The 22,980-nt window shown below is 59.9% G+C and carries 23 protein-coding genes; 14 read left to right on the forward strand and 9 right to left on the reverse strand.

The genetic code is table 11. The features are described from left to right. Positions 1 to 103 precede the first annotated feature (103 nt). The 5 genes from PYR65_RS10205 (at position 104) to PYR65_RS10225 (ending at position 3,941) form a co-directional block, all read left to right on the forward strand. On the forward strand, positions 104 to 850 hold the full coding sequence (locus PYR65_RS10205; RefSeq protein ID WP_276120889.1) for a fumarylacetoacetate hydrolase family protein: 747 nt from the start codon (positions 104 to 106) through the stop codon (positions 848 to 850). Between the two features lie 186 nt (positions 851 to 1,036). Continuing rightward, positions 1,037 to 1,912 carry a pantoate--beta-alanine ligase gene (gene panC / locus PYR65_RS10210; protein WP_276120890.1) on the forward strand — a complete coding sequence of 292 codons (876 nt, stop codon included), beginning with the start codon at positions 1,037 to 1,039 and terminating at the stop codon, positions 1,910 to 1,912. A gap of 2 nt (positions 1,913 to 1,914) precedes the next feature. Then, complete coding sequence (panB, locus tag PYR65_RS10215; RefSeq protein ID WP_276120891.1) at positions 1,915 to 2,742, forward strand: 3-methyl-2-oxobutanoate hydroxymethyltransferase; 828 nt, start codon at positions 1,915 to 1,917, stop codon at positions 2,740 to 2,742. Positions 2,743 to 2,910: 168 nt separating this feature from the next. Then, on the forward strand, positions 2,911 to 3,627 hold the full coding sequence (locus PYR65_RS10220; RefSeq protein WP_060638830.1) for an AzlC family ABC transporter permease: 717 nt from the start codon (positions 2,911 to 2,913) through the stop codon (positions 3,625 to 3,627). Positions 3,628 to 3,629: 2 nt separating this feature from the next. Continuing rightward, entirely contained in the window at positions 3,630 to 3,941 is a 312-nt protein-coding gene (locus PYR65_RS10225; RefSeq protein WP_060638831.1) for an AzlD family protein, read from the forward strand. A 36-nt stretch (positions 3,942 to 3,977) separates the two neighbouring features. Here PYR65_RS10225 and PYR65_RS10230 read toward each other — a convergent pair whose 3' ends face one another. The 5 genes from PYR65_RS10230 to PYR65_RS10250 all read right to left on the reverse strand — a co-directional run bounded on the left by PYR65_RS10230 (position 3,978) and on the right by PYR65_RS10250 (position 9,288). Beyond that, positions 3,978 to 5,813 (reverse strand): aminopeptidase P family protein, encoded by a 1,836-nt coding sequence (locus PYR65_RS10230; protein WP_276120892.1) that lies wholly within the window; start codon positions 5,811 to 5,813, stop codon positions 3,978 to 3,980. Between the two features lie 508 nt (positions 5,814 to 6,321). Beyond that, positions 6,322 to 7,200, reverse strand: coding sequence for a 50S ribosomal protein L11 methyltransferase (locus PYR65_RS10235; protein WP_276120893.1), 879 nt, complete (start codon positions 7,198 to 7,200; stop codon positions 6,322 to 6,324). Positions 7,201 to 7,274: 74 nt separating this feature from the next. Next, positions 7,275 to 8,405, reverse strand: coding sequence for an FAD-dependent oxidoreductase (locus PYR65_RS10240; protein WP_276120894.1), 1,131 nt, complete (start codon positions 8,403 to 8,405; stop codon positions 7,275 to 7,277). Positions 8,406 to 8,425: 20 nt separating this feature from the next. Then, positions 8,426 to 9,025 (reverse strand): SCO family protein, encoded by a 600-nt coding sequence (locus tag PYR65_RS10245; RefSeq protein WP_060638835.1) that lies wholly within the window; start codon positions 9,023 to 9,025, stop codon positions 8,426 to 8,428. A 104-nt stretch (positions 9,026 to 9,129) separates the two neighbouring features. Further along, positions 9,130 to 9,288: a hypothetical protein gene (locus PYR65_RS10250; RefSeq protein ID WP_200953603.1), complete on the reverse strand. Its 159-nt coding sequence runs from the start codon at positions 9,286 to 9,288 to the stop codon at positions 9,130 to 9,132. 229 nt (positions 9,289 to 9,517) lie between these two features. Here PYR65_RS10250 and PYR65_RS10255 point away from each other — a divergent pair, with 229 nt between their 5' ends. Continuing rightward, positions 9,518 to 9,982 (forward strand): chemotaxis protein CheW, encoded by a 465-nt coding sequence (locus PYR65_RS10255; protein ID WP_060638836.1) that lies wholly within the window; start codon positions 9,518 to 9,520, stop codon positions 9,980 to 9,982. 153 nt (positions 9,983 to 10,135) lie between these two features. Next, positions 10,136 to 10,804 (forward strand): bifunctional nicotinamidase/pyrazinamidase, encoded by a 669-nt coding sequence (gene pncA / locus PYR65_RS10260; protein ID WP_276120895.1) that lies wholly within the window; start codon positions 10,136 to 10,138, stop codon positions 10,802 to 10,804. Here pncA and PYR65_RS10265 read toward each other — a convergent pair. Continuing rightward, positions 10,776 to 11,273, reverse strand: a complete 498-nt coding sequence (locus PYR65_RS10265) for a CreA family protein (protein ID WP_060638838.1) — start codon at positions 11,271 to 11,273, stop codon at positions 10,776 to 10,778. The two genes, pncA and PYR65_RS10265, sit on opposite strands and share 29 nt — an antisense overlap. Positions 11,274 to 11,903: 630 nt before the next feature. On the opposite strand from PYR65_RS10265, the gene PYR65_RS10270 reads away from it, so the two are divergent. The 4 genes from PYR65_RS10270 (at position 11,904) to PYR65_RS10285 (ending at position 13,400) form a co-directional block, all read left to right on the forward strand. Next, a complete protein-coding gene (locus tag PYR65_RS10270) occupies positions 11,904 to 12,215 on the forward strand; it encodes a hypothetical protein (protein ID WP_276120896.1) in 312 nt (103 codons plus the stop codon). 87 nt (positions 12,216 to 12,302) lie between these two features. Continuing rightward, on the forward strand, positions 12,303 to 12,614 hold the full coding sequence (locus PYR65_RS10275; RefSeq protein ID WP_276120897.1) for a hypothetical protein: 312 nt from the start codon (positions 12,303 to 12,305) through the stop codon (positions 12,612 to 12,614). Between the two features lie 83 nt (positions 12,615 to 12,697). After that, positions 12,698 to 12,838, forward strand: coding sequence for a hypothetical protein (locus PYR65_RS10280; RefSeq protein WP_276120898.1), 141 nt, complete (start codon positions 12,698 to 12,700; stop codon positions 12,836 to 12,838). A 253-nt stretch (positions 12,839 to 13,091) separates the two neighbouring features. Continuing rightward, complete coding sequence (locus PYR65_RS10285) at positions 13,092 to 13,400, forward strand: hypothetical protein (RefSeq protein WP_276120899.1); 309 nt, start codon at positions 13,092 to 13,094, stop codon at positions 13,398 to 13,400. 199 nt (positions 13,401 to 13,599) lie between these two features. Here PYR65_RS10285 and PYR65_RS10290 read toward each other — a convergent pair whose 3' ends face one another. Continuing rightward, positions 13,600 to 14,853, reverse strand: a complete 1,254-nt coding sequence (locus PYR65_RS10290; protein WP_276120900.1) for a GGDEF domain-containing protein — start codon at positions 14,851 to 14,853, stop codon at positions 13,600 to 13,602. 746 nt (positions 14,854 to 15,599) lie between these two features. Between PYR65_RS10290 and PYR65_RS10295 the strand changes: the two genes are divergently transcribed. The 3 genes from PYR65_RS10295 to PYR65_RS10305 all read left to right on the forward strand — a co-directional run bounded on the left by PYR65_RS10295 (position 15,600) and on the right by PYR65_RS10305 (position 19,438). Next, positions 15,600 to 16,787: a DUF2778 domain-containing protein gene (locus PYR65_RS10295; protein ID WP_276120901.1), complete on the forward strand. Its 1,188-nt coding sequence runs from the start codon at positions 15,600 to 15,602 to the stop codon at positions 16,785 to 16,787. A gap of 205 nt (positions 16,788 to 16,992) precedes the next feature. Continuing rightward, a complete protein-coding gene (locus tag PYR65_RS10300) occupies positions 16,993 to 18,795 on the forward strand; it encodes a sensor domain-containing diguanylate cyclase (RefSeq protein ID WP_276120902.1) in 1,803 nt (600 codons plus the stop codon). Between the two features lie 358 nt (positions 18,796 to 19,153). After that, complete coding sequence (locus PYR65_RS10305) at positions 19,154 to 19,438, forward strand: GIY-YIG nuclease family protein (RefSeq protein WP_276120903.1); 285 nt, start codon at positions 19,154 to 19,156, stop codon at positions 19,436 to 19,438. 477 nt (positions 19,439 to 19,915) lie between these two features. On the opposite strand, the gene PYR65_RS10310 is transcribed toward PYR65_RS10305, so the two are convergent. Continuing rightward, positions 19,916 to 22,387, reverse strand: coding sequence for an ATP-dependent helicase (locus tag PYR65_RS10310; RefSeq protein WP_276120904.1), 2,472 nt, complete (start codon positions 22,385 to 22,387; stop codon positions 19,916 to 19,918). Positions 22,388 to 22,490: 103 nt separating this feature from the next. Next, positions 22,491 to 22,901 carry a carboxymuconolactone decarboxylase family protein gene (locus PYR65_RS10315; RefSeq protein ID WP_276120905.1) on the reverse strand — a complete coding sequence of 137 codons (411 nt, stop codon included), beginning with the start codon at positions 22,899 to 22,901 and terminating at the stop codon, positions 22,491 to 22,493. Between the last annotated feature and the right edge of the window lie 79 nt (positions 22,902 to 22,980).

Below are 22,980 nucleotides of genomic sequence, written 5' to 3' on the forward strand. Positions count from 1 at the left end.
CCCTGATAAATTCGGCGCGACACCTGCCGCCAAATAGTATCCTATGGGGGCAGGCGGTCAAAGAACTGCCGGTGTCAACCAGAACCCGAGGAACACGCAAGCGATGAAACTGGCTACTCTGAAAGACAGTACCCGCGACGGCAAACTCGTCGTCGTCTCCAAGGATCTGACCCGCTGCTCGGAAGTCGGCCATATTGCCCGCACGCTTCAGGCCGCACTCGACGACTGGGCCCATGCCGGGCCGCGTCTCGCCCGCGTTGCCATCGGCGTCGAGACCGGTTCGCAGCCGACCATGCGATTTCACGAGCATGATGCCGCGTCGCCGCTGCCGCGCGCCTTTTTCTGGGCTGGCGGCTCCGGCGGTTTTGCGGGTCCCCGCGATCCCATCTCGCTTTCGGGCGATGTTTCGGATGTGACAGCGACGGCCCAACTGGCTGTGATCGCCGATGATCTCGACGCGCAGCCAGGCGCCGACGCGGCAAGTGACGCGGTGCTTCTCGTTCTCCTCGCCAACGACGTATCTGCGGACGGAGCCGGTCTTGCTTCGTCCTTTTCCCCGGTCGCCGTCACGCCGGACGAGCTGGATGGTTTGTCGGGCCTCTCTCTGCTTGTTCGCCGTAACGGCAATCCGGTTGAGGGTGGCAAGGGTGCTGCGGTGGATAGCGCGAAAGCGGTGGCTGCTGCTGCGGACAAGCGTTCGCTTGTCGCCGGCAGTCTCGTTGCAACCGGTTCGTGCCGGGTGACCACGGCTCTTTCCTTGGGCGACGTGGTTCGCGTCGAGCTGAACGACGGCACCGGACATTCCGTTTTTGGCGCGATCGAACAGACGGTGGAAACCCGCAGCAGGTGACGAGGCCGGGTTGTGGGGAAACCCGGAACCCGTTTCTCACACGGACAATTCCTGCCTTCAATTCTTGAATTGTCTTTTTGCACTGCACACGTTAGGACACTGCGCCGGGCGGATGCTTGCAGGAAAGCCCGGCGAGGCCAGCCGCCGTGGACAGGGCGGCATGCTTGCGGATTGGAGGATCCCGAGATGGAAACAATCACCACCATTGCCTTATTGCGCGCGCGGCTGAGCGCCCATCGCCGCGCCGGAAAGACCATCGGTCTCGTTCCGACCATGGGCTATCTGCATGTCGGCCATATGGAACTGGTCGCCCGCGCGCGGGCGGCAAACGATATCGTCGTCGTCAGCCTGTTCGTAAACCCTCTGCAGTTCGGCGCCAACGAGGACCTGACGAAATATCCGCGCGATCTGGCCCGCGACCAGGCCATGCTGATCGAGGGCCGTGCCGAATATCTCTTTGCGCCTGGCGTTGACGATATGTATCCACGGCCGATGGAAACGGTGGTCGATGTGCCAACGCTCGGCAGCGAGCTCGAGGGCTCGGTGCGGCCCGGTCATTTCGCCGGGGTGGCGACCGTCGTTACCAAGCTGTTCAACATCGTCCAGCCGGACCGCGCCTATTTCGGCGAGAAGGATTTCCAGCAGCTGCAGATCATCCGCCGCATGGTGGAGGACATGGCACAGCCGGTCGATGTGGTCGGTGTCGCAACGGTGCGCGAAGCCGACGGTCTCGCCTGCTCGTCGCGCAATGTCTATCTGAGCCCTGCCGAGCGGTCGGCTGCGGCGATCGTTCCGAAGGCGCTCGATGAGGCCGGACGGTTGATCGCCGGTGGTATGACCGATGTCGCCGAGCTTGAAAAAGCGGTCACGGATTTCATTGCCGCCGAGCCCCTGGCAAGGCCTGAAGTGGTCGCGCTGCGCGATCCCGAAACCCTGCAGGAATTGACGGAAATCGGCGAAAAACCGGTTCTTCTGTTGCTTTTTATCCGCTTCGGGAGCACGAAGCTGCTCGATAACCGGGTTTTCAGCCCGAAAACTGCAAAATTTGCAAAGGTGGCATGAGCATGAGTGTACAGGCAGTAAAGCGGCGCCTGAGCCCCGGCAGCATCGAGGCATTGAAGGGCGAGCGCCCGATCGTCAGCCTGACGGCCTATACGACGCCGATCGCCCGGCTGCTTGATCCGCATGTGGATTTCATGCTGGTCGGCGATTCCCTCGGCATGGTGCTCTACGGTCTCGATTCGACCGTCGGCGTGACGCTCGACATGATGATCGCCCATGGCCAGGCCGTTATGCGCGGTTCTGAAAAAGCGTGTGTGGTCGTTGATCTGCCGTTCGGTTCCTATCAGGAATCCAAGGAGCAGGCCTTTAACAGTGCGGCGCGCATCCTCAAGGAAACCGGCTGCAGCGCGGTCAAGCTCGAAGGTGGCGCGGAGATGGCGGAAACCGTCGATTTCCTCACTCAGCGCGGCATTCCGGTGCTGGGTCATGTCGGCCTGATGCCGCAGCTCGTCAACACGATGGGCGGTTACCGCTCGCTGGGACGCAGCGACAAGGAAGCCGCCAAGATCCGCCGCGATGCCAAGGCAATCGATGATGCCGGTGCGTTCGCGATTGTGGTCGAAGGCACGATCGAGCCGTTGGCCCGTGAAATTTCCGAGACGCTGCGGGCACCGACCATCGGTATCGGAGCCTCGCCGGCCTGTGACGGCCAGATCCTCGTTTCCGATGACATGCTCGGGATTTTCAGCGATTTCAAGCCGCGCTTCGTCAAGCATTTCGCCGAACTGGCGCCGCAGATATCCGCCGCTTTCGAGGCCTATGCCAATGAAGTCAAGGCGCGCACCTTTCCGGGCATCGAACATACGTTTCAGGTGAAGCCGAAGGGCTAAAGCCCGATTGTTCAGCGATACGCAATGTGATCATAATTTTGGATCACTGCATCAATCTTATTGAATTGTCCGATAGGCCCGGCGGGCCTATCTGTGCGTTTCATAACGAACGCATCGCCGCATCTGTGGCCTGGCCGATGGCCCCGTCACTCCGGAAAGTTTCCTTCAATGACAAAAGACGATTTCTGGCAAGGCGCGCGGGGCGGATTTCCCGTCATGGTGTCCGCAGCACCCTTCGGCGCTCTGTTTGGCGCACTTGCCGTCGATAACGGGTTCTCCGTTTTCGACGCGGTGTTCATGAGCGCCACGGTCTATGCCGGAGCCAGCCAGATGGTGGGTCTCGAGCTGTTTGGCCACAACGTCCAGCCCTGGCTGATCATCCTGTCGATTTTTGCCGTGAATTTCCGCCACATCCTCTATTCGGCGTCGATTGCCCGCCACATCCGCCATTTCTCTCCCGTGCAGAAGTTCTTCGCCTTTTTCCTGCTGGTCGATCCGCAATATGCGGAAACGGAAAAGCGGGCCGAGCGCGGCGAGCCGGTGACCTTTGCCTGGTATCTGGGATTTGGACTGGTCATCTATCTGCCCTGGCAGCTGATGACGCTTTTGGGGGCAATCTTCGGGCAGATGATTGGAGATCCCAAGGCCATCGGTCTCGACGTGCTGCTGCCGATCTATTTCATGGGGCTGGTTCTGGGCTTTCGCAAGCGCGACAACTGGCTGCCGGTGGTGGCGGTCAGTTCGCTGGCATCGATTGCCGCAATGCATTTCGTCGGCTCGCCCTGGCATGTCAGCATCGGCGCCATCGCCGGCATCCTGCTTGCCGCCTGCCTGCCGCTGCCAAAACAGCATGAAGAGCCGGTCACTCTGGAGCATGAGGTCTGATCATGGACAATGCACAACATATGCACCTGATCTATGTGATCCTAGCCGCCGCCGCCGCGACGTTCCTTACCCGCATCGGCGGCTATGTGATGATCACGCAGATGAAGCGGATTCCGCCGCGCATGGAGGCGGCATTGAATGCGGTGCCTGCCGCCGTGCTCTCGACGCTGGTTGCCCCTGCCTTCCTTTCCGGTGGCTGGGATGTGGCTGTCGCGATGCTCGTCGCGCTCGCCATCGGCCTGCGCTTTTCATCGCTCTGGATGCTTTTGGCCGGCTGGCTTGTGGTCATGGCGATCCGTCATCTCGTGATGTAGAAAAAGGCCCGCTCCTTGCGAAGCGGGCCTTTTCATTCAGCGGCTGATCGGTGCCGCTGCTGCCTTCAGCCAGGAAAGTACCGCCTCGTCCGAAATCAGCGGCGACAGCTTTTCCTCTGTCTCGGCGTGATAGGCGTTCAGCCAGGACAGTTCCTCGTCAGTCAGAAGGGCGGGGACGATCAGGCGGCGATCGATCGGGCAGAAGGTCAGCGTTTGAAAGCCGAGCATCGGCAGATCGCCGCCCTCGATTTCCGCAGCTTCCAGCACATGAACAAGGTTTTCGATGCGGATGCCGAAGGCGCCGGGGCGGTAGTAGCCCGGTTCGTTCGACAGGATCATGCCGGAGAGCAGTTCCTGCGTGGAGGCGCGGGAGATGCGCTGCGGGCCTTCATGCACCGACAGATAGGAGCCAACGCCGTGGCCGGTTCCATGGGCGAAATCGGCGCCCGCCTTCCACAGCGCGATGCGGGCGAGCGGGTCGAGATCGACGCCGCGCGAGCCCTTTGGAAAGCGTGCGGTGCTGATGGCGATCATGCCCTTGAGGACGAGGGTGAAAAAGCGGCGCTGATCGTCCGGGACGGTGCCGATCGCGACCGTGCGGGTAATGTCGGTGGTGCCGTTGATATATTGGCCGCCGGAATCGATCAGGAACATGGTGCCATCGGCGATGGCGAGGTCGCTTTCTGTCGTGACGCGGTAGTGCATGATCGCGGCATGCGCGCCGGCGCCCGAGATGGTGTCGAAGGAAATGTCCTTGAGCGGGTTCTGCATGCGCTGGCCGACTGTGGCGCGGCAGGCTTCCAGCTTCTCAACGGCGGCAATTTCGGTGATCGTGCCGGGCTGTGTCTGGTCGAGCCAGGCCAGGAACTCGACCATGGCAGCGCCGTCCTGAAGGTGGGCCCGGGCCGAGCCTTCGATCTCCGCCGCATTCTTGCGGGCGCGGGGCAGGCGGGCGGGATCGATCGCCTCGATCACGGTACCGCCGCTCACACGGATGCGCTCGGCAAGCGCAAAGGGTGCGTGATCGGGATCGATCATGATTGCCTTGCCGGTTGCCGCAAGGGCTGCGACCTTGTCGTCGAAAGACGCTGGCGCCTCGATACTTGCGAGCTGTGTAAGATAGGCTTCCTCCTCGATCCCGGCCTTGCGCTTGTCGAGAAACAACTGCGCGCTGCCATCGGCATGGACGATGGCGCGGGCAAGCGGATGCGGCGTGTGCGGTACATCGCTGCCGCGGATGTTGAAGGTCCAGGCGATCGACGATGGATCGGTGAGCACCACCGCATCGGCGCCGGCCTTGGCGATCTCTGCCGCCATTGCCGTCAGCTTGTCCTTGGCAAGGATGCCGGAATGATCGAGCGGCTGAATCTTGACGCGGCCAAGCGGGGCGGCGGGGCGGTCCTTCCACTGGCGGTCGAGCGGATTGTGATCGAGAAAGACCAGCGCGCCGCCGAGCGCTTCAAGCGCCTTTTCCAGCTTGCGCACTTCGGCGCCGGTATGCAGCCACGGGTCGATGCCGAGGCGAAAGCCCTTTTTTCCATTGTGCTCCAGCCACAGGTGCGGGGGTTCGCCGACCAGATCGCCGCCGGTGAAAACTGTGGCATCGACCTGTTCCTTCAACTGGGTGACGTAGCGGCCATCCACAAAGACAATCGCCTGACCCTGCGTGATGAGTGCAATACCGGCCGATCCGGTAAAGCCTGTCAGCCAGGACAGGCGCTCGGCGGAGGCGGGGACATATTCGCCCTGGAACTCGTCGGCTCTGGGGACGAGGAAGCCATCGACATTCAGGGCCGTTAGTGCCGCACGCAGCGCGGTGACGCGCTCCTTGCCGAATTGCGGAGTGGAGGTGACTGCAAAAGACTGGAACATGGATTTTTCCTGCGATGGGGAGGAACCGGCACCGGGATCGCGCTGTGCGATGCGGATCGATTCCTCAAAAGTGGAAACAGTCTAGCGGAAACTGCCGGCGCTGCGAAAGCCCGTCTTTCTGGCCTCTAGTTTGTTGAACGATCTTCCCGTGTTGTGGAACGTATGCATCATGCGCATGGCACCCATGCTGCATTGCGGCTGGACCGGATTTCAAAATAGTCTATAAACCCGCTCAACGAACACGGACGCACATCTGTTGTTCCTGCGAATGCCGTTTGGCACGAGCTGCACGGTCTGAACATGGTTGGTTATCCTTCTCCTCCTCCCTCCGGGTGGCCAATTTCAGACTGTGAAGAGTCCGCTTGAGCGCTCCTCCTCCTCAAGCTCGCGGACATGACCGGCTTGCCGGTCAGCGGGCGATGCTTCGGCATCGCCTTTGTATTGAAAAACCCGCCTGTCCATGATGGACCGGCGGGTTTTCCTTTTTCAGGGCTTTGAAAATTCCCGCTTACGGGCGGTCGAGATGGATCGTCACCCAGCCGTTGCGCCAGATGGTGCGGACATGGCGCAGGTGCTGGCCGTTATAAGCCGAGAGTACCTTCCAGCGCTGCGAGGCCAGAATGCCGGAGAGAATCACCGAACCGCCGGGCGCCAGGTGGCTTGCAAGCTGCGGTGCCATCTTGATCAGCGGACGGGCAAGAATATTGGCGATGATCAAGTCGAACGGGCCATGCGCGGCAAAGGCCGGCGAGTGAAAGCCGGGCGCCGTGACCGTTGTAATGCCCGTGGCGATGCCGTTGCGTTTGACGTTCTCTGCCGCAACACGGGTGGCGATGGGGTCGATATCGGTTGCCAGAACCGGAACCGGCTTGAGTTTGCGTGCGGCGATGGCGAGCACGCCGCTGCCTGTGCCCAGATCCAGCGCATTGCGGACCTTGCGGGCGCGCATGACGGTTTCGATGACTTCCAGGCAGCCTGCCGTCGTGCCGTGATGGCCGGTGCCAAAGGCCTGGCCGGCGTCAATCTCGATGGCGATATCGTTGAGGCGCACCTTGTCGCGGTCATGCGAGCCATGGACGAGAAAACGCCCGGCGCGCACCGGAGACAGGCCCTCCAGCGACTTGGCGATCCAGTCGACATCCGGGATGATTTCGCGCTCGATCACGGCATCTGGAAACTGCGCGGCGACAACATCAGCGAAACGCGCCCGCATTCCGTCTTCCTCATCGAAGTCGATATAGAGCGAGGCTTCCCAGATATCCTTCTTCTCGTCCATTTCCATGGTGGCGATGGCATAGCCTTCGTCCTCGAAAGCATCTGTCATCAGGTCCAGAAGGACTTCGGAGAGCTTTTCGGTCGTGGTGATGAAGAGGCGCAGGTCGCTCAATGTCTTTGTCCTTGTCGGCACATGCTTGCCGCGCGGCTCTAGCACGCCGTCCGATACAAGGTAAAGCGCAGCGCCTATTGCGCGCCGGGAATCCAGGGTGGCGGCGGGGTGTCCTGGCCTGCGGCATTGCGCAGAAAGGCGTTGGAGATGCCCGGAATATGGTTTGCCAGCGGCAGGAGCAGCGATCGCAGCCGTGTCAGAATGGGGTTTTTCAAGGTGATGAAGGCCGTGTTGCGCCGGGTGTCCCTGAGCACGGTCCTGACGGCGGGTAATCTCAGAGCCGAATAGTCCTTTTCCCGACCCTCCGCTATCAGCCAAGCCAGCCAGCAGGCATCCTCGATGCCGAGATTCATGCCGCGTGCGCCGGCCGGCGAATGCACATGGGCGGCGTCTCCGGCGAGATACACCTTGCCTCGGCTCATGGTCTCGACATGGCGGAAGCTGATGCGGAAATCCGAGGCCCATGTGCGCTCCAGCACCATGGCCGGATGATAGATGCGGGTTTCGAAATCCGCATCGGTGGACAGATAGCGCAGCGTATCCTCGTTCACCGGCAGCCTTCCCAGCACGCCGGGATTGAGGAAATTCATCTCGATGAAACCGGTATCGACCGGCTGTGCATAGCGGTAGTCGGCGAGGAAAAAGCGGCTCTCCAGCGCATTGCCGGGGAAGGTAAACCCGAAGGCCTGGCGAACGGCGGAATGGGCGCCGTCCGTGCCGATCAGCAGGTCCGGCGCGACCGTTTCCGTCCGGCCATCGGCGTGTTGGAGGGTGACCACCGGCTTTTGCACATCGCCTGAGGCCGGGATGAGTTCGGCCGACCATTCCGGGGTGATGCCGAAGGGCAGGAGCCTCTGCAGCAAAAACCGTTCGGTTTGACCCTGTGGCAGGATCTGGATCGGACAATAGCGGCTGCGGAAGCTTTCCGTCTCGATGGTCAGCAGCGGTTTGCCGGAGGACGCGATCTTGAATTTCGTCAGGCGCCGGGCTTTTGCAAGAATCAGGGCGCTGACGCCGGATGCTTCCAAAAGCGTCAGGGTTCTGGCATTGACGCCGAGTGCCCGGCTTTCATGGAGGGGGGCGGGTCCGGCCGCCTTTGCCACGAGGCGTGCTTTTATGCCCCGCCGCGCCAGTTCAAGCGCCAGTGCCAGTCCGGTCGGTCCGGCGCCAGCAATCAGAATGGATTTTTCACTGGTTTCACCCATCAGCCCCTCCCGACAATGGATTACCTTTTCGTCAGGTTTTCCAGTTTCTTGACTGCCGTCTCCGGATTTTCCTCGTAAGCGATCGTACCGGTGAACTTGCCTTGCGAATCCAGCAGGAACACCGATGCAGTATGATCCATCGTGTAGTCGCCGTCAGGTTTCTTTTCGTCCAGCGGCACCTTCTTGGCATAGACCCTAAAGCCCTTGACCATCTCCATGACCTTGTCCGGCGGACCGGAAATGCCGGTGATGCGCTTGGATACGTTGGAGACGTATTGACCAAGGATTTCCGGGGTATCGCGTTCCGGATCGACGCTGATGAAATAGGCCTGCAGCTTGGTGCCGTCGGGATCGACCTTTTCCAGCCAGCCGTTCAGCTCAAACAGCGTGGTCGGGCAGACTTCCGGGCAATGGGTGAAGCCGAAGAACAGGGCCGAGGGCTTGCCGACGAAAGCGGCCTGCGTGATCGGCTGGCCGGTCTGCGATACCAGCTCAAAGGGAACGCCGAACGGACCGGCGGCGATCTCCTCCTTGCCCGTGGTCATCTGGTAGCTGATCCAGCCCAGCGAGGCTGCGACAACGGCAACGGCCGCCCAAAGAACGATGCGAAGTGTTTTCATGTGATGTCCGCTCAAAACCTGCCCAATAGTGCAGCTGAGATAGCGGTTTGGGCGGGATGTTGCAAAACATTCACGCTGCCAGCGTCAAAATGCGGCAGCGTTCGTCAAAAGCACCAGGACATGCCGTTTTCAGCCATGGTCAGCAGCATCTCCGGCCCCTGAACGATCCATCCGAAAAAGGCGGCAAGGCACAGGAGCAGGAACACACCGCCAAGGGCGGTGATCGCCAGGTTCTGATTGTGCTTTCCGGCCTCGTTGTTCATGCGGCGATGATATCCTGCCCGCCGTTACTTTGAAAGCCGTTTTGCAGGGCACGGGTTTGCACGGGGCAGAGGCGGACGAGTGCGCACGCAAGAATCCGGTAAGCATTTTAGCAAAAGTTTAATGTGTGTTTGCCATGGTCTGACAACGCAAGGGGTGTTGGCGGGCGCCCCTGATCCGGCAAGTGCCGGAGGCATCGGGTTTCGCCGGAAACTGGGAAGAATTCTGATCATGACAAATGCCATCAAGCAGTCCGGCGCCTATCTGGAAATCGTATCGTTTCATCTGGGCGATCAGGAATTCTGCATCGATATCATGGCGATCCGCGAAATCCGTGGCTGGGCGCCCGTGACGCCGATGCCGCACACGCCGCCTTATGTGCTGGGGCTGATCAACCTGCGCGGCGCTGTCATCCCGGTCATCGACATGGCCTGCCGCCTCGGCATGAAGATGACGGAGCCGTCGGAACGTTCGGCGATCATCGTCACCGATATCGCCGGCAAGCTGGTCGGCCTTCTGGTCGAACAGGTGTCCGACATGATGACGATCAAGAGCGAAGCGCTGCAGCCAGCCCCGGAAATCATTCCGGAAGCACAGCGCGCCTTCTGCCGCGGCATCGTCGCGCTGGAAAAGACCATGGTCTGCTTCCTCAATCTCGACACCGTCATCGCCGACGAGCTGGCCCAGGCGGCTTAGTTACATCAATTGCCTTGAACGCGATGCAGACGCCATCCGGTAACCCGGGTGGCGTTTTTTGCGTTGAGTTTGAAGAGCAGTTCCGTTCGCTGGATTGTGCGGCGCAACAATTGCGCATAGCTTTTGCCGGAAAGCAGACCGAGGAGATTGCCCGTGAAATGCCTGTTGCTCGTCGATATCCAGAATGGGTTCTGCTCTGGCGGCAATCTTGCCGTGCCTGACGGCGAGGCGGTCGTTGCCGTCGCCAACCGGCTGATGGCGGAAGGCGGCTATGATCTGGTGGTTGCGTCGCTGGACTGGCATCCGGCCGATCACGGCAGCTTTGCCTCGCAGCATCCGGGCCGCCACCCTTTCGAAATGGGGACGCTGCACGGCAAGCCGCAGATGCTCTGGCCGGATCATTGCGTCCAGGGCACAGCAGACGCCGAACTGCACCCGGCGCTCGACCAGACCCGTATCGATTATCTCCAGCGCAAGGGCGAGGACCGGACCATAGACAGCTATTCGGCGTTTCGCGACAATGACCACGCGGCGCTGACCGGGCTGTCCGACTATCTTGCAAACCGTGGCGTCGATCATCTCGATGTCTGCGGTCTGGCAACCGATTATTGCGTCAGGGATTCGGTCCTTGACGCAATCCAGCTCATTCCCGGAATTTCCGTGCGCCTCGTCATCGACGCCTGCCGGGGCATCGATCCGCAGGGTGTCGAGGTGGCACTGGCCGCAATGGCGGCTGCAGGCGCCGAAATCGTCACGTCTGCCGCCGTTACTGCTGAAGCCAGGGACGGTGCCGCTACTTCGGAGCGCCTTTCTCCCAGGTGACCGGCTGCTCGAACAGCGGAATGGTCGAGATCGACATCTTGGCGGAACCGTCAGTCAATTCGCGGGAATGGGCGAGATAGATCAGCGTGTTGTTCTTCTTGTCGTAGATGCGGGTGACCACCAGCTTCTTCCAGACGAGCGACAGCCCCTCGCGGAACACTTCCTCGCCGCCCTTATCAAGCTCGATATCGCCGATCGTCACCGGCCCGGTCTGGCGGCAGGAGATGGAGTTGTTCGACGGATCCTCGAACCAGTTGCCATTCTTCAAGCGGTCAACCACGCTGCGGTCGAAATAGGTCACATGGCAGGTGACGCCCGAAATCTTGGGATCGCTGACGGCATCGATGGTGATGTCGTTGCCAAGCCAGTCCACGCCGACTTCGCCGACGGTTTCGGCCTGCGCGGAAAATCCGGCAAGGCTCGTCGCAAGAAGCGCGCAGGCGCTGATAAAACGGATGGGAAGCGGCATTGTGGGTTCTCCGGATGCAATGCCACAGACATAGGATCGGCGGCGGGTAATGCAAGCGGCGGGGCAAGCGGCGGGCGCGGCGTTTATCCCGTGCCCAAAGTGAACTTTTTTCGCCGCTCAGAATCCCAAGCGTCCATACTGTCGTGGTCTCCAGCGGAAATTAAAACCGCTTGACCCGACAAGGGCTTAGTTTCGAGCAGCCTCGCTGCCCCAGCCTTGCAATCATTTCCAAAGCGCTTGGGTTTCGGCGACGGCAAACACTGCGGTTGCAAAAATGTGAAAAAATTCGCTTGAATTGTAAAAATCTACAACTTATAGGGCCCCTTCTTTAAAAAATGCGCGGACGCTCAGACGTTCCAATGGTTGCCGATTATGAACAATATATCCGAAAGAGGCGGCCTCGGCCGTTGCGTTCCTCAAACAGCGTATGCTCGAAGGGTGGACCGAGTCTATCAACTCTGAGTTGATAACAGGTGAACTCAGAAAGTCGGAAGCACGTTGGCCTCAGTTTCTTATCAAACCTCCATCCGGAGTACGAACCAAACGGGATCAGCGGGCTGGGGAAAAGTACGGGATGTTTGGCGTCCTGAACTGGGCACTGAATTTTGACGGCATCGACAGGAGATCGCTATGGCGAAGAAAGTATCCGTTGGGATTAAATACGAAATCAATGAATATGGTTATCGCCGGGCGACAACTCGGGATTGGACTGAGGATGAGGTTGCGGAGGCTGTTGCCTTTCTGAAGCAAGACATGCCCGAAGGATGGGCCGAACTGGAAGAGTTAGAGCGAACGACAGGCGACCTTAGAGAATCTGACGCTGCGGGTAATCTGTTTGCTGCCTTATCGGATCTTTATCCGGACTGTGAGCCGAGCGAAATCAGTCAATTGTCCTTGAAAGTTAGAATTGCGCGCCGGTCGGCACTTGGCATTGAATTCTGACAGCATCAAAACAGCGGCTGTTTTCAATTTACAGCAGAAAATTGCGTTCAATAACCGAGCCAGCCAACAACGAGACAGAAGATATTGATGGCCAAGAAAGTATCCGTTGGGATTAAATACGAAATCGATGAATATGGTTTGCGCCCGGCGACAACTCGGGATTGGACTGAGGATGAGGTTGCGGACGCTGTTGCCTTTCTGAAGCAAGACATGCCTGAAGGATGGGCCGAACTGGAAGAGTTGGAGCGAACGACAGGCGACCTCAGAGAATCTGACGCAGCGGGTAACCTGTTTGCTGCCTTATCGGAACTTTATCCGGACTGTGAGCCGTGTGAAATCAGTCAATTGGCCTGGAAAGTTAGAATTGCGCGCCGGACGGCGCTTGGCATTGAATTCTGACAGTATCAAACAGCGCTGTTTTCCATTTGCAGCAGAAAATTGAGTTCAATAACCGCCAGCCAACAACGAGACAGAAGATATTGATGGCCAAGAAAGTATCCTTTGGGGTTGATCCCGGATTTGATAAGTTGGGTCATCAGTATGCAAGACGGCGCGACTGGACAGAGGATGAAATGGCCGAGGCCATTGCGTTTAAAGCAGGAACGGCCAAAAATTTGGGCTGACTTGGTGGAAATCGAGCTAACGACCGGCGAACTGCGCGGCTCCGAGGCTAAGCATATCGAGTTCGGTGCGTTGGCCAATTTCTACCCAGAATGTCAGCAGAGCGAAATCAGCCAATTGAGATGGAAAGTCCGGCAAACTCGTTGGACCGAGCTAGGCATTGAATTCTAGCGGCACACTCAATGATGGCGGTTTGTCCGGAACTGTCATCTTAATGAATAACCGGATTCACGAAGCAAAGAACAGGAGATATCTATGGCCAAGAAAGTATCCGTTGGGATTAAATACGAAATCAATGAATATGGTTTGCGCCGGGCGACATCTCGGGATTGGACTGAGGATGAGGTTGCAGAGGCTGTTGCATTTCTGAAGCAAGAGATGCCGGAAGGATGGGCCGAACTGGAAGAGTTGGAGAGAACGACAGGCGACCTCAGAGTATCTGAAGCGGCGGATAATCTGTTTGCTGTATTGTCGGGTCTTTATCCGGACTGTGAGCCGTGTGAAATCAGTCAGTTGGCCTGGAAAGTTAGAATTGCGCGCCGGACGTCGCTTGGTTTAAAATAATATTGGAGTTTAGGAACGGCAAGCGGACCTATTATTTCTTAAGGCACCTCAATGTCTTATGCATTCCGGGCCGGTCGCGAGCATCGCTTGATAATATGCCACCTAGGCCAAGCGTGATGGATGCACACATCCAGGACCAGCGCTAAGGCCGAGCGCCTCATCTTTGAAGGGCTGCCGGCATTCAACATTCCTTTCATGTTTAACGCTGAAGCGCTCTGGGCAGGGACTGCACCGGGCCGACGGCGGCGCGCATTTGGGCGGCGGCGCCGGCGAGGGCGCGGGCGCGGGCGCTGGCCACGGATGCGGCGTGAAGGCTGCCGGCGACGCTCAGTCTGTCCCGGCCCAAAGCCTTCGCCTCGTAGAGCGCCATGTCGGCCTGGACCATGGCGTCGGCCAGTGTGCCGCCGGGATCGGCCATGGCAATGCCGATGCTCACCGTCAGGGCGATTTTCGTGCCCTGGTGTGCCGGTGCGGGTGTCGTTCTGACGGCGGTGCAGATCGCGTCGGCGATATCAGCCACATCCAGCCGGCTGGTTCCGGCAAGAGCTATGCCGAATTCCTCGCCACCCAGCCGCCCAAGGATGCCTCTTCCTGCGAGCGTTCCGCGCACGGTGGCGGTGAAATGCACAAGTGCTGCATCGCCGCCGGCGTGGCCATGCAGATCGTTGATCTGCTTGAAACGATCAAGGTCCAGCAGCATGAACGCCGTCTGCTCGCCAGAAGCCGAGGCGTTCTGGAACATCTGCTCGAATGCGGACATGAACGCGCGGCGTGACAGGGCGCCGGTCAGATCGTCATGGGCGATCATATGGCGCAGATTGGCAATCAGCCAGCCATGCAGCATGAGGATCACCCCCAGAAAGAACAGCGGCATGATCATCAGGCCTGTCGCCATGAAAGCCGTCATCCAGATCGGCGGATCAAGGGCGTCGTGCAAACCGGTGGCGGCCGTGACGGCCTGAGCGGCATGAAGGATGGCGGCCAGGAACGCCATGACGCAGCAAAACAGCATATAGGGGGCGATGGCCCGCTCTTTCGGCCAATGGCGCAGGATGGTCGCACCGATCACGAAGCAGATCAGGCTCAGCAGTCCCGTGCCGGCCAGAACGTGCACCGCATGGCTGTCAGCGGCATCACCGAAGAGCAAAAGCACTGTCGCGATCGTTGCAAGAAGTACAACCGTTGGCCATGCGCTAAGCGGCGGGCGGGCGAGGAACTGCCGGAAGCCTCTCAGCAGCAAGAGGCCGGAAGCCGCAATCAGCGTGTCGCCGATGACCGTGTGAAACCACTGCGGGGCAATGCCGGCCGTCAATGCCAGCGATGCGGCAAGCGCCGTCGTCAGGCAGGCGGCGCAGAAGCTTGCAATGCCGGGAACGCCGGTCTTGCGCAGCGATAAAAGCACGGGAAACATGACCAAAAGCGAAATGACTGCAATCGCGGAAAGAAAGCTCATAGGGGCGGATTCCTGCCGGGTGGCGCTCAAAAAAGAAGGGTCCGCCGATGCGGATAAGGCGAAATTCGTAATATCGCCGATTTAATTTTTTCAGCCGAAATTGCCTTCAATTTTAATGGATCGGGAGCTGTTTCGCAATTTCCACTTGTATGCGGTGGTGTGCCGGATCAAACTTGCGCGCGACCGGTGAACGCGTTGGTGAGTTACACCTTTGCAGGCGACTTCGATGGCGGCCGCAAGGGTGATTCGCTACCATCTGACTGCAACAGGACCGGCGGATCAGACTGCAGATGGATCGGGAACAGAGAGCGGTCCAGGCGTGCGGCAAACCCATCGCGACGCAGGGTGATGCCGCGAAAAAACATGTCTCATCTCAGCGTCTCCTTATTCTCGCCAAAAAATAGAGGTTTGAGACCGGACGCAAATATAGTTTTTCGAGCTTCAGGTTGGCCGCCGGCGAAATGCGCAGTGGGTCAACGGATCTCCCGGCCATGATGTCCTGGGCGGGGAAGGTACCTTCTTTGCTTTTTTGCCTGCGGCAGGTGCCGCTCTCCTCTGCTCACCCTGCTCCCTGATTTCTTGGAGCCCGTGTAAAGGAATTGGTTACCATAATTTGTCATTCTTCCGATCGACCGGCAGGCCCCGGCAAGCGCGCAGTTCAGCGCATCGTGGGCTTTGGACCGGCCTCGGCGGCAATGCGTCTTGTTGCTCTCCGATTGAGTAATGCGTTTCGGGTAACAAGCATCATGGCGTTTGCAGCAGAAAAATGCAGTCATTCCGCGGCTTCCGGCAAGGCGCGCCACTATCGCGGTCCCCAGGCCCCCAAGGCTAAAGGCTCAAGGCAATCCAAGCCGTTGGCGCGGTTGCTTGCCGGCGCCACTGTTGCCGGGATCGCCATCGCGGCCTCGGTCTGGATGGTCGCGACCTTTGCGGCGATGCAGAACATGGGGTCGTCGCTGCCGTCCGGCAAAGGTCCGCGCCTTGAGGCGTCATTGGGTCTCAACCCGATCCCGCATGCGGCCCCGCAACAGCGCGTCGTACACCTGGCCAAATTTTCGCGGCTTACCGTCTTGCCGCGTATCAACCTTGTGGCAACGGCTGTGCCGCAAAAGAGCATGGCTGCAGTCGCCATGGTCAAGCCTGCCGTGGATTTTGCCGAAAAGACGCAGGTTGCCGCGCTTGCAAAAGCGGCTGCTGCCAAAGGCGATGCCGTCATAACCGGCTCGACGCCGGTGACAGCCAACGCGCTGGTGGAGACGGTATCGGTGCGCGAGCAGGGACTTGGCAAGCCGTTCAACCTGGTCATGCCGGAGCCCGCTTCGTCGCTGAACGGCATGTTGCCGGATCTGGGGCCTTTGCCCCTGTCCAAACCGCGCGGTGTTGCGGATGCGGCCCGCAAGGTTGATGACAAGGCCACCAAGCCCGCCGTCAAGGAACTGGCTTACGCCAAGCCTGATCTCCCCATGGATGACGACAACGAGGTTCGCCCGGCATTTAGGGGCAAAAGAGGGGTCGCCTATTACGATATCTCGGCCGGCGTGGTCTACATGCCGAATGGCGAGAAGCTGGAGGCGCATTCCGGCATCGGCAAGATGCGCGACAATCCGGACTATGTTCACGTCAAGATGAAGGGCCCGACGCCGCCCGGCACCTACAAGGTGACGATGCGGGAATCGCTCTTCCACGGTGTTGCCGCCGTGCGTCTGACGCCGGTGAACGGCGTGGCTCCGCATGGCCGCGACGGCCTGCTCGCCCACAGCTATCTCCTGAGAAACCGCGGCGATTCCCATGGCTGCGTTGCCTTCGAGGAATATCCGCGCTTCCTGAAAGCGTTCAAGCGTGGCGAGATCACCCATATGGTCATCGTCAAGAGCATGAAGGGCTTCTCCGCGCCCAAGCGCACCTTCGCCTCGCTGTTTTCCAAGGGGGCATGACGGATATTCTTGAAAGGGCGTAAGCCGTATCAAACCATAACGGACAAAGGGCGCGAAAGCTTGAGGGCTTCGCGCCCTTTGCCCGTTATGCCAGGCAGCTAGCCTGTTTAAGCCCTGCCAGCGGGCCGTTGATCGCGAGGATTGGGGAATTGCCACCGCCTGCGCGGTACTCTAATCCCCTCTACAATCTTAGGGGACGGCGTTCATGCGAATCAGTGCAATTACGAACTGGGCCTATGGCGTAACCGTCGTCCTGACCGTGCTTTCCGGTGGCGCATTCATTCTGTCGGCCGATAGCGCCAACCAGGAGCGGCTGGCGGTCGAGGAGCACCTTGCCTTCGAGGCCCTGGCGCAGGACCTTGCCCTTGGCGCCGAGGAGCGAAGTGACGAAGCGCGCCTGTATGTGATGCGCGGCGACGAGCGTCATCTGATTGCGTTTCACGGCAGGGAAAACGAGGAACACCGCCGCGAGGCGACGATCAAGACGTTGAAGGCGCGCGGGGCCTCGTCTGCAGAAACGGCCGCGCTCGAAGAGGTCGAGCAGGATGCCGAGGCGCTGGACAGGCTCGAGGTTGCGGCAATCACCGCCTATGGCAATGGCGAGCAGTCGAAAGCCCAGCAAATGCTGTTTGGCCCCGAGCACGAGCGCCTGCAGACGGATTTGCTGGAAACGGTCGCGCGCTTTCGCGATCTGGTCAATACCCGCACCGGCAATGCGCTGAACGATGCGCGGTTGAGAAGCGACTGGTTCGGCCTTGTCGCCAAGACCATGCTGGCGCTGACGGCAGCGCTTTTTCTCGGCGTTCTCTATTTCGTTCTTCGCCGCCGTATCGCTATGCCGCTCGCGCATATGACCGGTATCGTCACCCGGCTCGCCAAGCAGGATTATGCCGTCGAGGTGCCGCTCGATCAGCGGCGCGACGAGATCGGCGAAATGAACGAAGCCATCCATATTTTTCGCGCCAATGGCCTGGAGCGCGACCGGCTGGATGCGGAGAGGCGGCTCGACCAGCAGACCAAGGATCTGATCCTGCAGATGATGCACCGGCTGCAGGCCTGCCAGACGCAGACCGAGCTCGCCGATGTCGTGGCGCGGTTTGCGCCGCAGATTTTCCCCAATCTTGCCGGGCATCTTTATGTTCTCAACGAAAGCCGTACCTTACTTTCAACGATCGGCAGCTGGCTCGATCCGCATCAATCGGCGGCATCCTTTGCCTCCAGCGCCTGTTGGGGGCTGCGGCGCGGGCGGCCGCATCTGAGCAATCGCGGCCAGAGCGACATCGCCTGCCAGCATCTGAACGAAAGCAATGTCACAGGGCTTTGCGTGCCGCTGACGGCGCAGGGCGATACGATCGGGCTTCTCTATTTCGAGGAACGTTCGGATGTGGTGACCGATGTCGAAACCTCGCGTCTTTATCTGGAACTGATTGCCGAAAATATCGGCCTTGCGGTTGCCAATCTTCAGTTGCGCGAAAAACTCACCCATCTTGCCGTGCGCGATGCGCTGACGGGGTTGTTCAACCGGCGCTGGCTTGATGAAAGCCTCAACCGTCATGCACGCGAGGAAGCGGTCAGTCCGTTGGTGTGCCTGATGATCGACATCGATCATTTCAAGCGCTTCAACGACGAATTCGGCCATGATGCCGGCGATGTCGTCATGCAATATGTGGCGCAGATCGTCATCGACATGGTTGGCGGCGCCGGCACGGCCTACCGCTTCGGCGGCGAGGAGTTCACGGTGCTTTTGCCGGGGATGACCGAGGCGGCCGGGTTCGAATTTGCCGAAGCGCTGCGCACCAAGATCGCGACCGCACCGCTGTCGCATCGCGGCCGTATCCTCGGTTCGGTCGCGGTGTCCATCGGCGTGGCATCGGCGCCCGCCGCAGGTACGGTGCCGACCTTGCTGACGCGGGCGGATGCCGCCCTTTTGAATGCCAAGGCCGGTGGCCGCAACATGACGGTCTCGGCCGCAAAGCTCATCCTCGGCGGTCTGCAGGATCAGGCTTAGCTGGGCGCGTGAGCGGGCATGAGGCGGTGGTCTTTGGGACGGGTGGGAGATATTTCCCGAGCCCTGCGGCTGTGGATCCTCGGGTCAAGCCCGAGGATGACGGAGTGGGGTGGGCTTGCGGGAGATGACGGTCGGAATTGAGCCTGCGGAGTTGGTGTCTTGAGCTGGCGTAAATAGAATTGCGCGGTGCAGGTGTTACCAAGTTTGCCTGCGAATGGCCGACTGTTCGAGTCTATGGGTGACGCAGAAAATGGAAACCTCGGCTGTTGCGTCTTCTTGAAAAAGAATACGGCATCCCCCAAAAATCCGTCATCCTCGGGCTTGACCCGAGGATCCACTCCCAAGCATCATTACAACCATGGCGGGCTATGTCTATATCGTCACCAATCACAAACGGGGAACGCTCTATATCGGCGTGACCTCTGATCTCGAGCGCCGTATTTTCGAGCACCGCGAAGCTTTAACGCCGGGTTTCACAGCTAAATATGGCTGCAAACAACTTGTCTGGTATGAAGAGCATCTGTCGATCGGCACGGCGATCCAGCGCGAAAAATCCCTCAAGCGCTGGTACCGGCAATGGAAGATCGAGTTGATCGAGGCGATGAATCCGGACTGGCGGGATCTGTATCAAGAACTTTGGTAGGTTTGGGCGTGGATCCTCGGGTCAAGCCCGAGGATGACGGGCTTGGGGGCGTGACGTTGCATCGGTTGATGCTGGAGATTGCGGCATTGGTTGATGCTTGAGATGGCAGTTTCGATTGATGCCGAGAATGATGGTTGCTGTTGATGACCGGCAACGGCTTGGGTGATGACCTGGGCGCCGATATTAAATCAAGACTTTGTGTGACGGAGGGGACGTTGAGCGGCTTTTCTGGCGGAGGTCCGAATTGCCTTGCGGCTCTACGTACCCCTCCCGTCATCCTCGCACTAGACTCGAGCATCCAACCCGAAGCATCATTTTAGCCATAGCGGGTTCTGATCGAGCCGAAGGATAATGCAGTACTTGGAGACACCGGCTAGCATAAACTCTTTGTGAAAGGCATACGGCATCCCCCCAAAAGTCGTCATTCCCCAAAGTCGTCATCCTCGGGCTTGACCCGAGGATCCCCGCCGCCCCCGCCTAAACTTTCTCCACAAACCCATCCAGCACCCGCTTCTGTCCGGCCCGGTCGAAATCGATCGTCAGCTTGTTGCCCTCGATGCCGGCGATATTCCCGTTGCCGAACTTGATATGGAACACCCGGTCGCCGACGGTGAATTTCGAGGGTTCGTCGATCTTGGACTTGGCGATCAGTTCGCCGTCGATGGTGCGCGCTTTCGGGCCGCTTTCGCCGTAGCCGATGCGTTCGATCGAGACGCCGGAGCGGTTGCCCCAGTTGTCGCGGGTGGCGTCTGTCTTGTTGGCCTGGGCGCGTTTCCAGCCGGGGGTGGAATAGGTGTTGGCGAAGGGTTCCTGCTTGTCGAAGCGCGATTGGCCGTAGCCGCCGCGATTATAGCCGCCATAGGATTGCTCGGCTTCCGAAACTTCGACATGGGCGGTCGGCAGTTCGTCGAGGAAGCGCGAGGGAAGCGTCGATTGCCACAGGCCGTGGATGCGGCGGTTGGAGACGAACCAGATGTGGCAGCGGCGCTTGGCCCGCGTCAGGCCGACATAGGCAAGGCGGCGCTCTTCCTCCAGGCCTGAGCGGCCGCCTTCGTCCAGCGCGCGCTGGTGCGGAAACAGGCCTTCCTCCCAGCCGGGCAGGAAGACGGTCTCGAATTCCAGCCCCTTGGCGGAATGCAGCGTCATGATCGAGACGGCGTCGAGCTCGGCATTCTGCTCGACATCCATCACCAGGGCTATGTGTTCGAGGAAGCCGCGCATGCTCTCGAACTGTTCCATCGAGCGGATCAGTTCCTTCAGGTTTTCCAGCCGGCCCGGCGCTTCCGCCGATTTGTCGTTCTTCCACATATCCGTATATCCGGACTCTTCGAGAATGGTCTCGGCAAGCTCGGTATGCGGCGTGTTTTCGAGCAGGCCCTGCCAGCGCTGGAACATCGTCACGACGTCATAGAGCGACTTGCGCGGCTTCGGCTTCATCTCGTCGGTTTCGATGATATCGCCTGATGCTGCCAGCATCGGGATATCGCGCTTGCGGGCATAGTCGTGCAGGGCACGCACGGTGGTATCGCCAAGGCCGCGTTTCGGCGTATTGACGATGCGCTCGAAGGCGAGGTCATCGGCCGGCTGGCAGACGAGGCGGAAATAGGCCAGCGCATCGCGGATCTCCAGGCGCTCGTAAAAGCGCGGGCCGCCGATGACGCGGTAGTTGAGGCCAAGCGTGACGAAACGGTCTTCGAACTCGCGCATCTGGAAGGAGGCGCGCACCAGGATGGCCATGTTGTTCAGCGGGTGGTCGGTGCGCTGCAGTTGCTCGATCTCCTCGCCGACAGCGCGGGCTTCCTCCTCGGAATCCCAGGCGGCATGCACCTGCACCTTGTCGTCATTGGGATCGACGCGGTCGGTAAACAGCGTCTTGCCGAGGCGGCCTTCATTATGAGCGATGAGATGGCCGGAGGCGCCGAGAATATGCTCGGTGGAGCGGTAGTTGCGCTCGAGCTTGATGACCTTGGCGCCCGGAAAATCCTTCTCGAAGCGCAGGATATTATCGACCTCGGCACCGCGCCAGCCGTAGATCGATTGGTCGTCGTCGCCGACGCAGCAGACGTTCTGCGGCACGCCCTTCGGCCGCTGCGCAAGCAGCCTCAGCCACATATATTGGGCGGTGTTGGTATCCTGATACTCGTCAACGAGGATGAAGCGGAACTTGTCGTGATATTCGCGAAGCACATCCGGGTTGGTGCGGAACATGCGGATCGGATGCAACAACAGATCGCCGAAATCGCAGGCGTTCAGCGTCATCAGCCGGGCCTGATAGGCGGCGTAGAGTTCGCGGCCCTTGCCATTGGCAAACGAGCGGGCGTCGCCTTCGGGAATGTCGGCGGGCGAAAGGCCCTTGTTTTTCCAGCCGTCGATCATCTGGGCAAATTGCTTGGCCGGCCAGCGCTTGTCGTCGATGCCGTCGGCCTGGATCAGCTGCTTGATCAGGCGCACGACATCGTCGGTATCCAGGATGGTGAAAGAGGATTTCAGGCCCACCAGTTCGGCATGGCGGCGCAAAAGCTTCACGCCGATCGAATGGAACGTACCCATCCACGGCATGCCTTCGACGGCGCCGCCGACGAGAACGCCGACGCGCTCCTTCATCTCGCGGGCCGCCTTGTTGGTGAAGGTGACGGCGAGGATTTGCGAGGGGAAGGCGCGGCCGGAGGCAAGGATATGAGCGATGCGGGTGGTGAGAACGCGGGTCTTGCCGGTTCCGGCGCCGGCCAGCACCAGAACCGGGCCGTCGAGTGCTTCCACCGCTTCGCGCTGCTCGGGATTGAGGCCGGAGAGATAGTCTGGAACACGATGCTGATCGCGCGTTTGCATGGCGCGGGCTGCGATGCCGCTTGCGGGTGCCGGCGGTGCCGCCTGCGGGCTCACGCCTCGCTGCGGGCGCGGCGCCGGCTCCTCGTCAAAGAAAGGGATATCGTCAAAACCATTGCTCATGCGGCTCAATGTAGTGATTCGGAGCCGAAAGGCCAGAATTCCGTTCTGCTTTTATTCCAAAATGTCCAGCTTCTCTGTGGAGACAACCGCTTTTTGGCCGCGATCAGGGGAGATGATCGGCATCGAAGACGGGATCGACGGGAAGCTGCAGGGCTGTCGCCAGCTGGTTGGTCTTGGCCGCAAGGGTGATGACGCGCAGGAGATCGGCATGCTCAGCGGCCGTCATGCCCTTGGCCTTTGCGGCCGCCGTGTGCGAATGGGCGCAGTAGCCGCAGCCATTGGTGACGGACACGGCGATATAGAGCATTTCCTTGACCAGCGGATCAAGCGCCGACGGCGTCGCCATCACGGTTTTGACCTCGGCCCAGGTCTTTTCGAGCAGGCCGCTGTCAAACGCGAGATAGTGCCACATATTGTTGATGAAATCGGATTTGCGTGTGGCCCTGATGTCGTCGAAGACGGCTTTGACACGGGGATCGGATTCCGGATCAGGATGTTTTGCTGTCGTGCTCATGGTGGGCCTCCGTTGCCATCGAGGCTAAGGCGCGGCGCATCTTGTGTCGAGTGGCTGAGATAAAGATCGTGGAACCCAA

Source organism: Pararhizobium qamdonense, from assembly GCF_029277445.1.
GTDB classification, from domain to species: Bacteria; Pseudomonadota; Alphaproteobacteria; order Rhizobiales; family Rhizobiaceae; genus Pararhizobium; species Pararhizobium qamdonense.

Bases quoted from the DNA above. Each gene is read 5' to 3' on its own strand.
- PYR65_RS10245 (WP_060638835.1), bottom strand. From the start codon at position 9,025: ATGAAAACACTTCGCATCGTTCTTTGGGCGGCCGTTGCCGTTGTCGCA.
- PYR65_RS10295 (WP_276120901.1), top strand. From the start codon at position 15,600: ATGGCGTTTGCAGCAGAAAAATGCAGTCATTCCGCGGCTTCCGGCAAG.
- panB (WP_276120891.1), top strand. From the start codon at position 1,915: ATGAGTGTACAGGCAGTAAAGCGGCGCCTGAGCCCCGGCAGCATCGAG.
- PYR65_RS10270 (WP_276120896.1), top strand. From the start codon at position 11,904: ATGGCGAAGAAAGTATCCGTTGGGATTAAATACGAAATCAATGAATAT.
- panC (WP_276120890.1), top strand. From the start codon at position 1,037: ATGGAAACAATCACCACCATTGCCTTATTGCGCGCGCGGCTGAGCGCC.
- PYR65_RS10205 (WP_276120889.1), top strand. From the start codon at position 104: ATGAAACTGGCTACTCTGAAAGACAGTACCCGCGACGGCAAACTCGTC.
- PYR65_RS10240 (WP_276120894.1), bottom strand. From the start codon at position 8,405: ATGGGTGAAACCAGTGAAAAATCCATTCTGATTGCTGGCGCCGGACCG.
- PYR65_RS10230 (WP_276120892.1), bottom strand. From the start codon at position 5,813: ATGTTCCAGTCTTTTGCAGTCACCTCCACTCCGCAATTCGGCAAGGAG.
- PYR65_RS10255 (WP_060638836.1), top strand. From the start codon at position 9,518: ATGACAAATGCCATCAAGCAGTCCGGCGCCTATCTGGAAATCGTATCG.
- PYR65_RS10290 (WP_276120900.1), bottom strand. From the start codon at position 14,853: ATGAGCTTTCTTTCCGCGATTGCAGTCATTTCGCTTTTGGTCATGTTT.
- PYR65_RS10275 (WP_276120897.1), top strand. From the start codon at position 12,303: ATGGCCAAGAAAGTATCCGTTGGGATTAAATACGAAATCGATGAATAT.
- PYR65_RS10315 (WP_276120905.1), bottom strand. From the start codon at position 22,901: ATGAGCACGACAGCAAAACATCCTGATCCGGAATCCGATCCCCGTGTC.
- PYR65_RS10265 (WP_060638838.1), bottom strand. From the start codon at position 11,273: ATGCCGCTTCCCATCCGTTTTATCAGCGCCTGCGCGCTTCTTGCGACG.
- PYR65_RS10220 (WP_060638830.1), top strand. From the start codon at position 2,911: ATGACAAAAGACGATTTCTGGCAAGGCGCGCGGGGCGGATTTCCCGTC.
- PYR65_RS10285 (WP_276120899.1), top strand. From the start codon at position 13,092: ATGGCCAAGAAAGTATCCGTTGGGATTAAATACGAAATCAATGAATAT.
- PYR65_RS10225 (WP_060638831.1), top strand. From the start codon at position 3,630: ATGGACAATGCACAACATATGCACCTGATCTATGTGATCCTAGCCGCC.
- PYR65_RS10280 (WP_276120898.1), top strand. From the start codon at position 12,698: ATGGCCAAGAAAGTATCCTTTGGGGTTGATCCCGGATTTGATAAGTTG.
- PYR65_RS10310 (WP_276120904.1), bottom strand. From the start codon at position 22,387: ATGAGCAATGGTTTTGACGATATCCCTTTCTTTGACGAGGAGCCGGCG.
- PYR65_RS10300 (WP_276120902.1), top strand. From the start codon at position 16,993: ATGCGAATCAGTGCAATTACGAACTGGGCCTATGGCGTAACCGTCGTC.
- PYR65_RS10250 (WP_200953603.1), bottom strand. From the start codon at position 9,288: ATGAACAACGAGGCCGGAAAGCACAATCAGAACCTGGCGATCACCGCC.
- PYR65_RS10305 (WP_276120903.1), top strand. From the start codon at position 19,154: ATGGCGGGCTATGTCTATATCGTCACCAATCACAAACGGGGAACGCTC.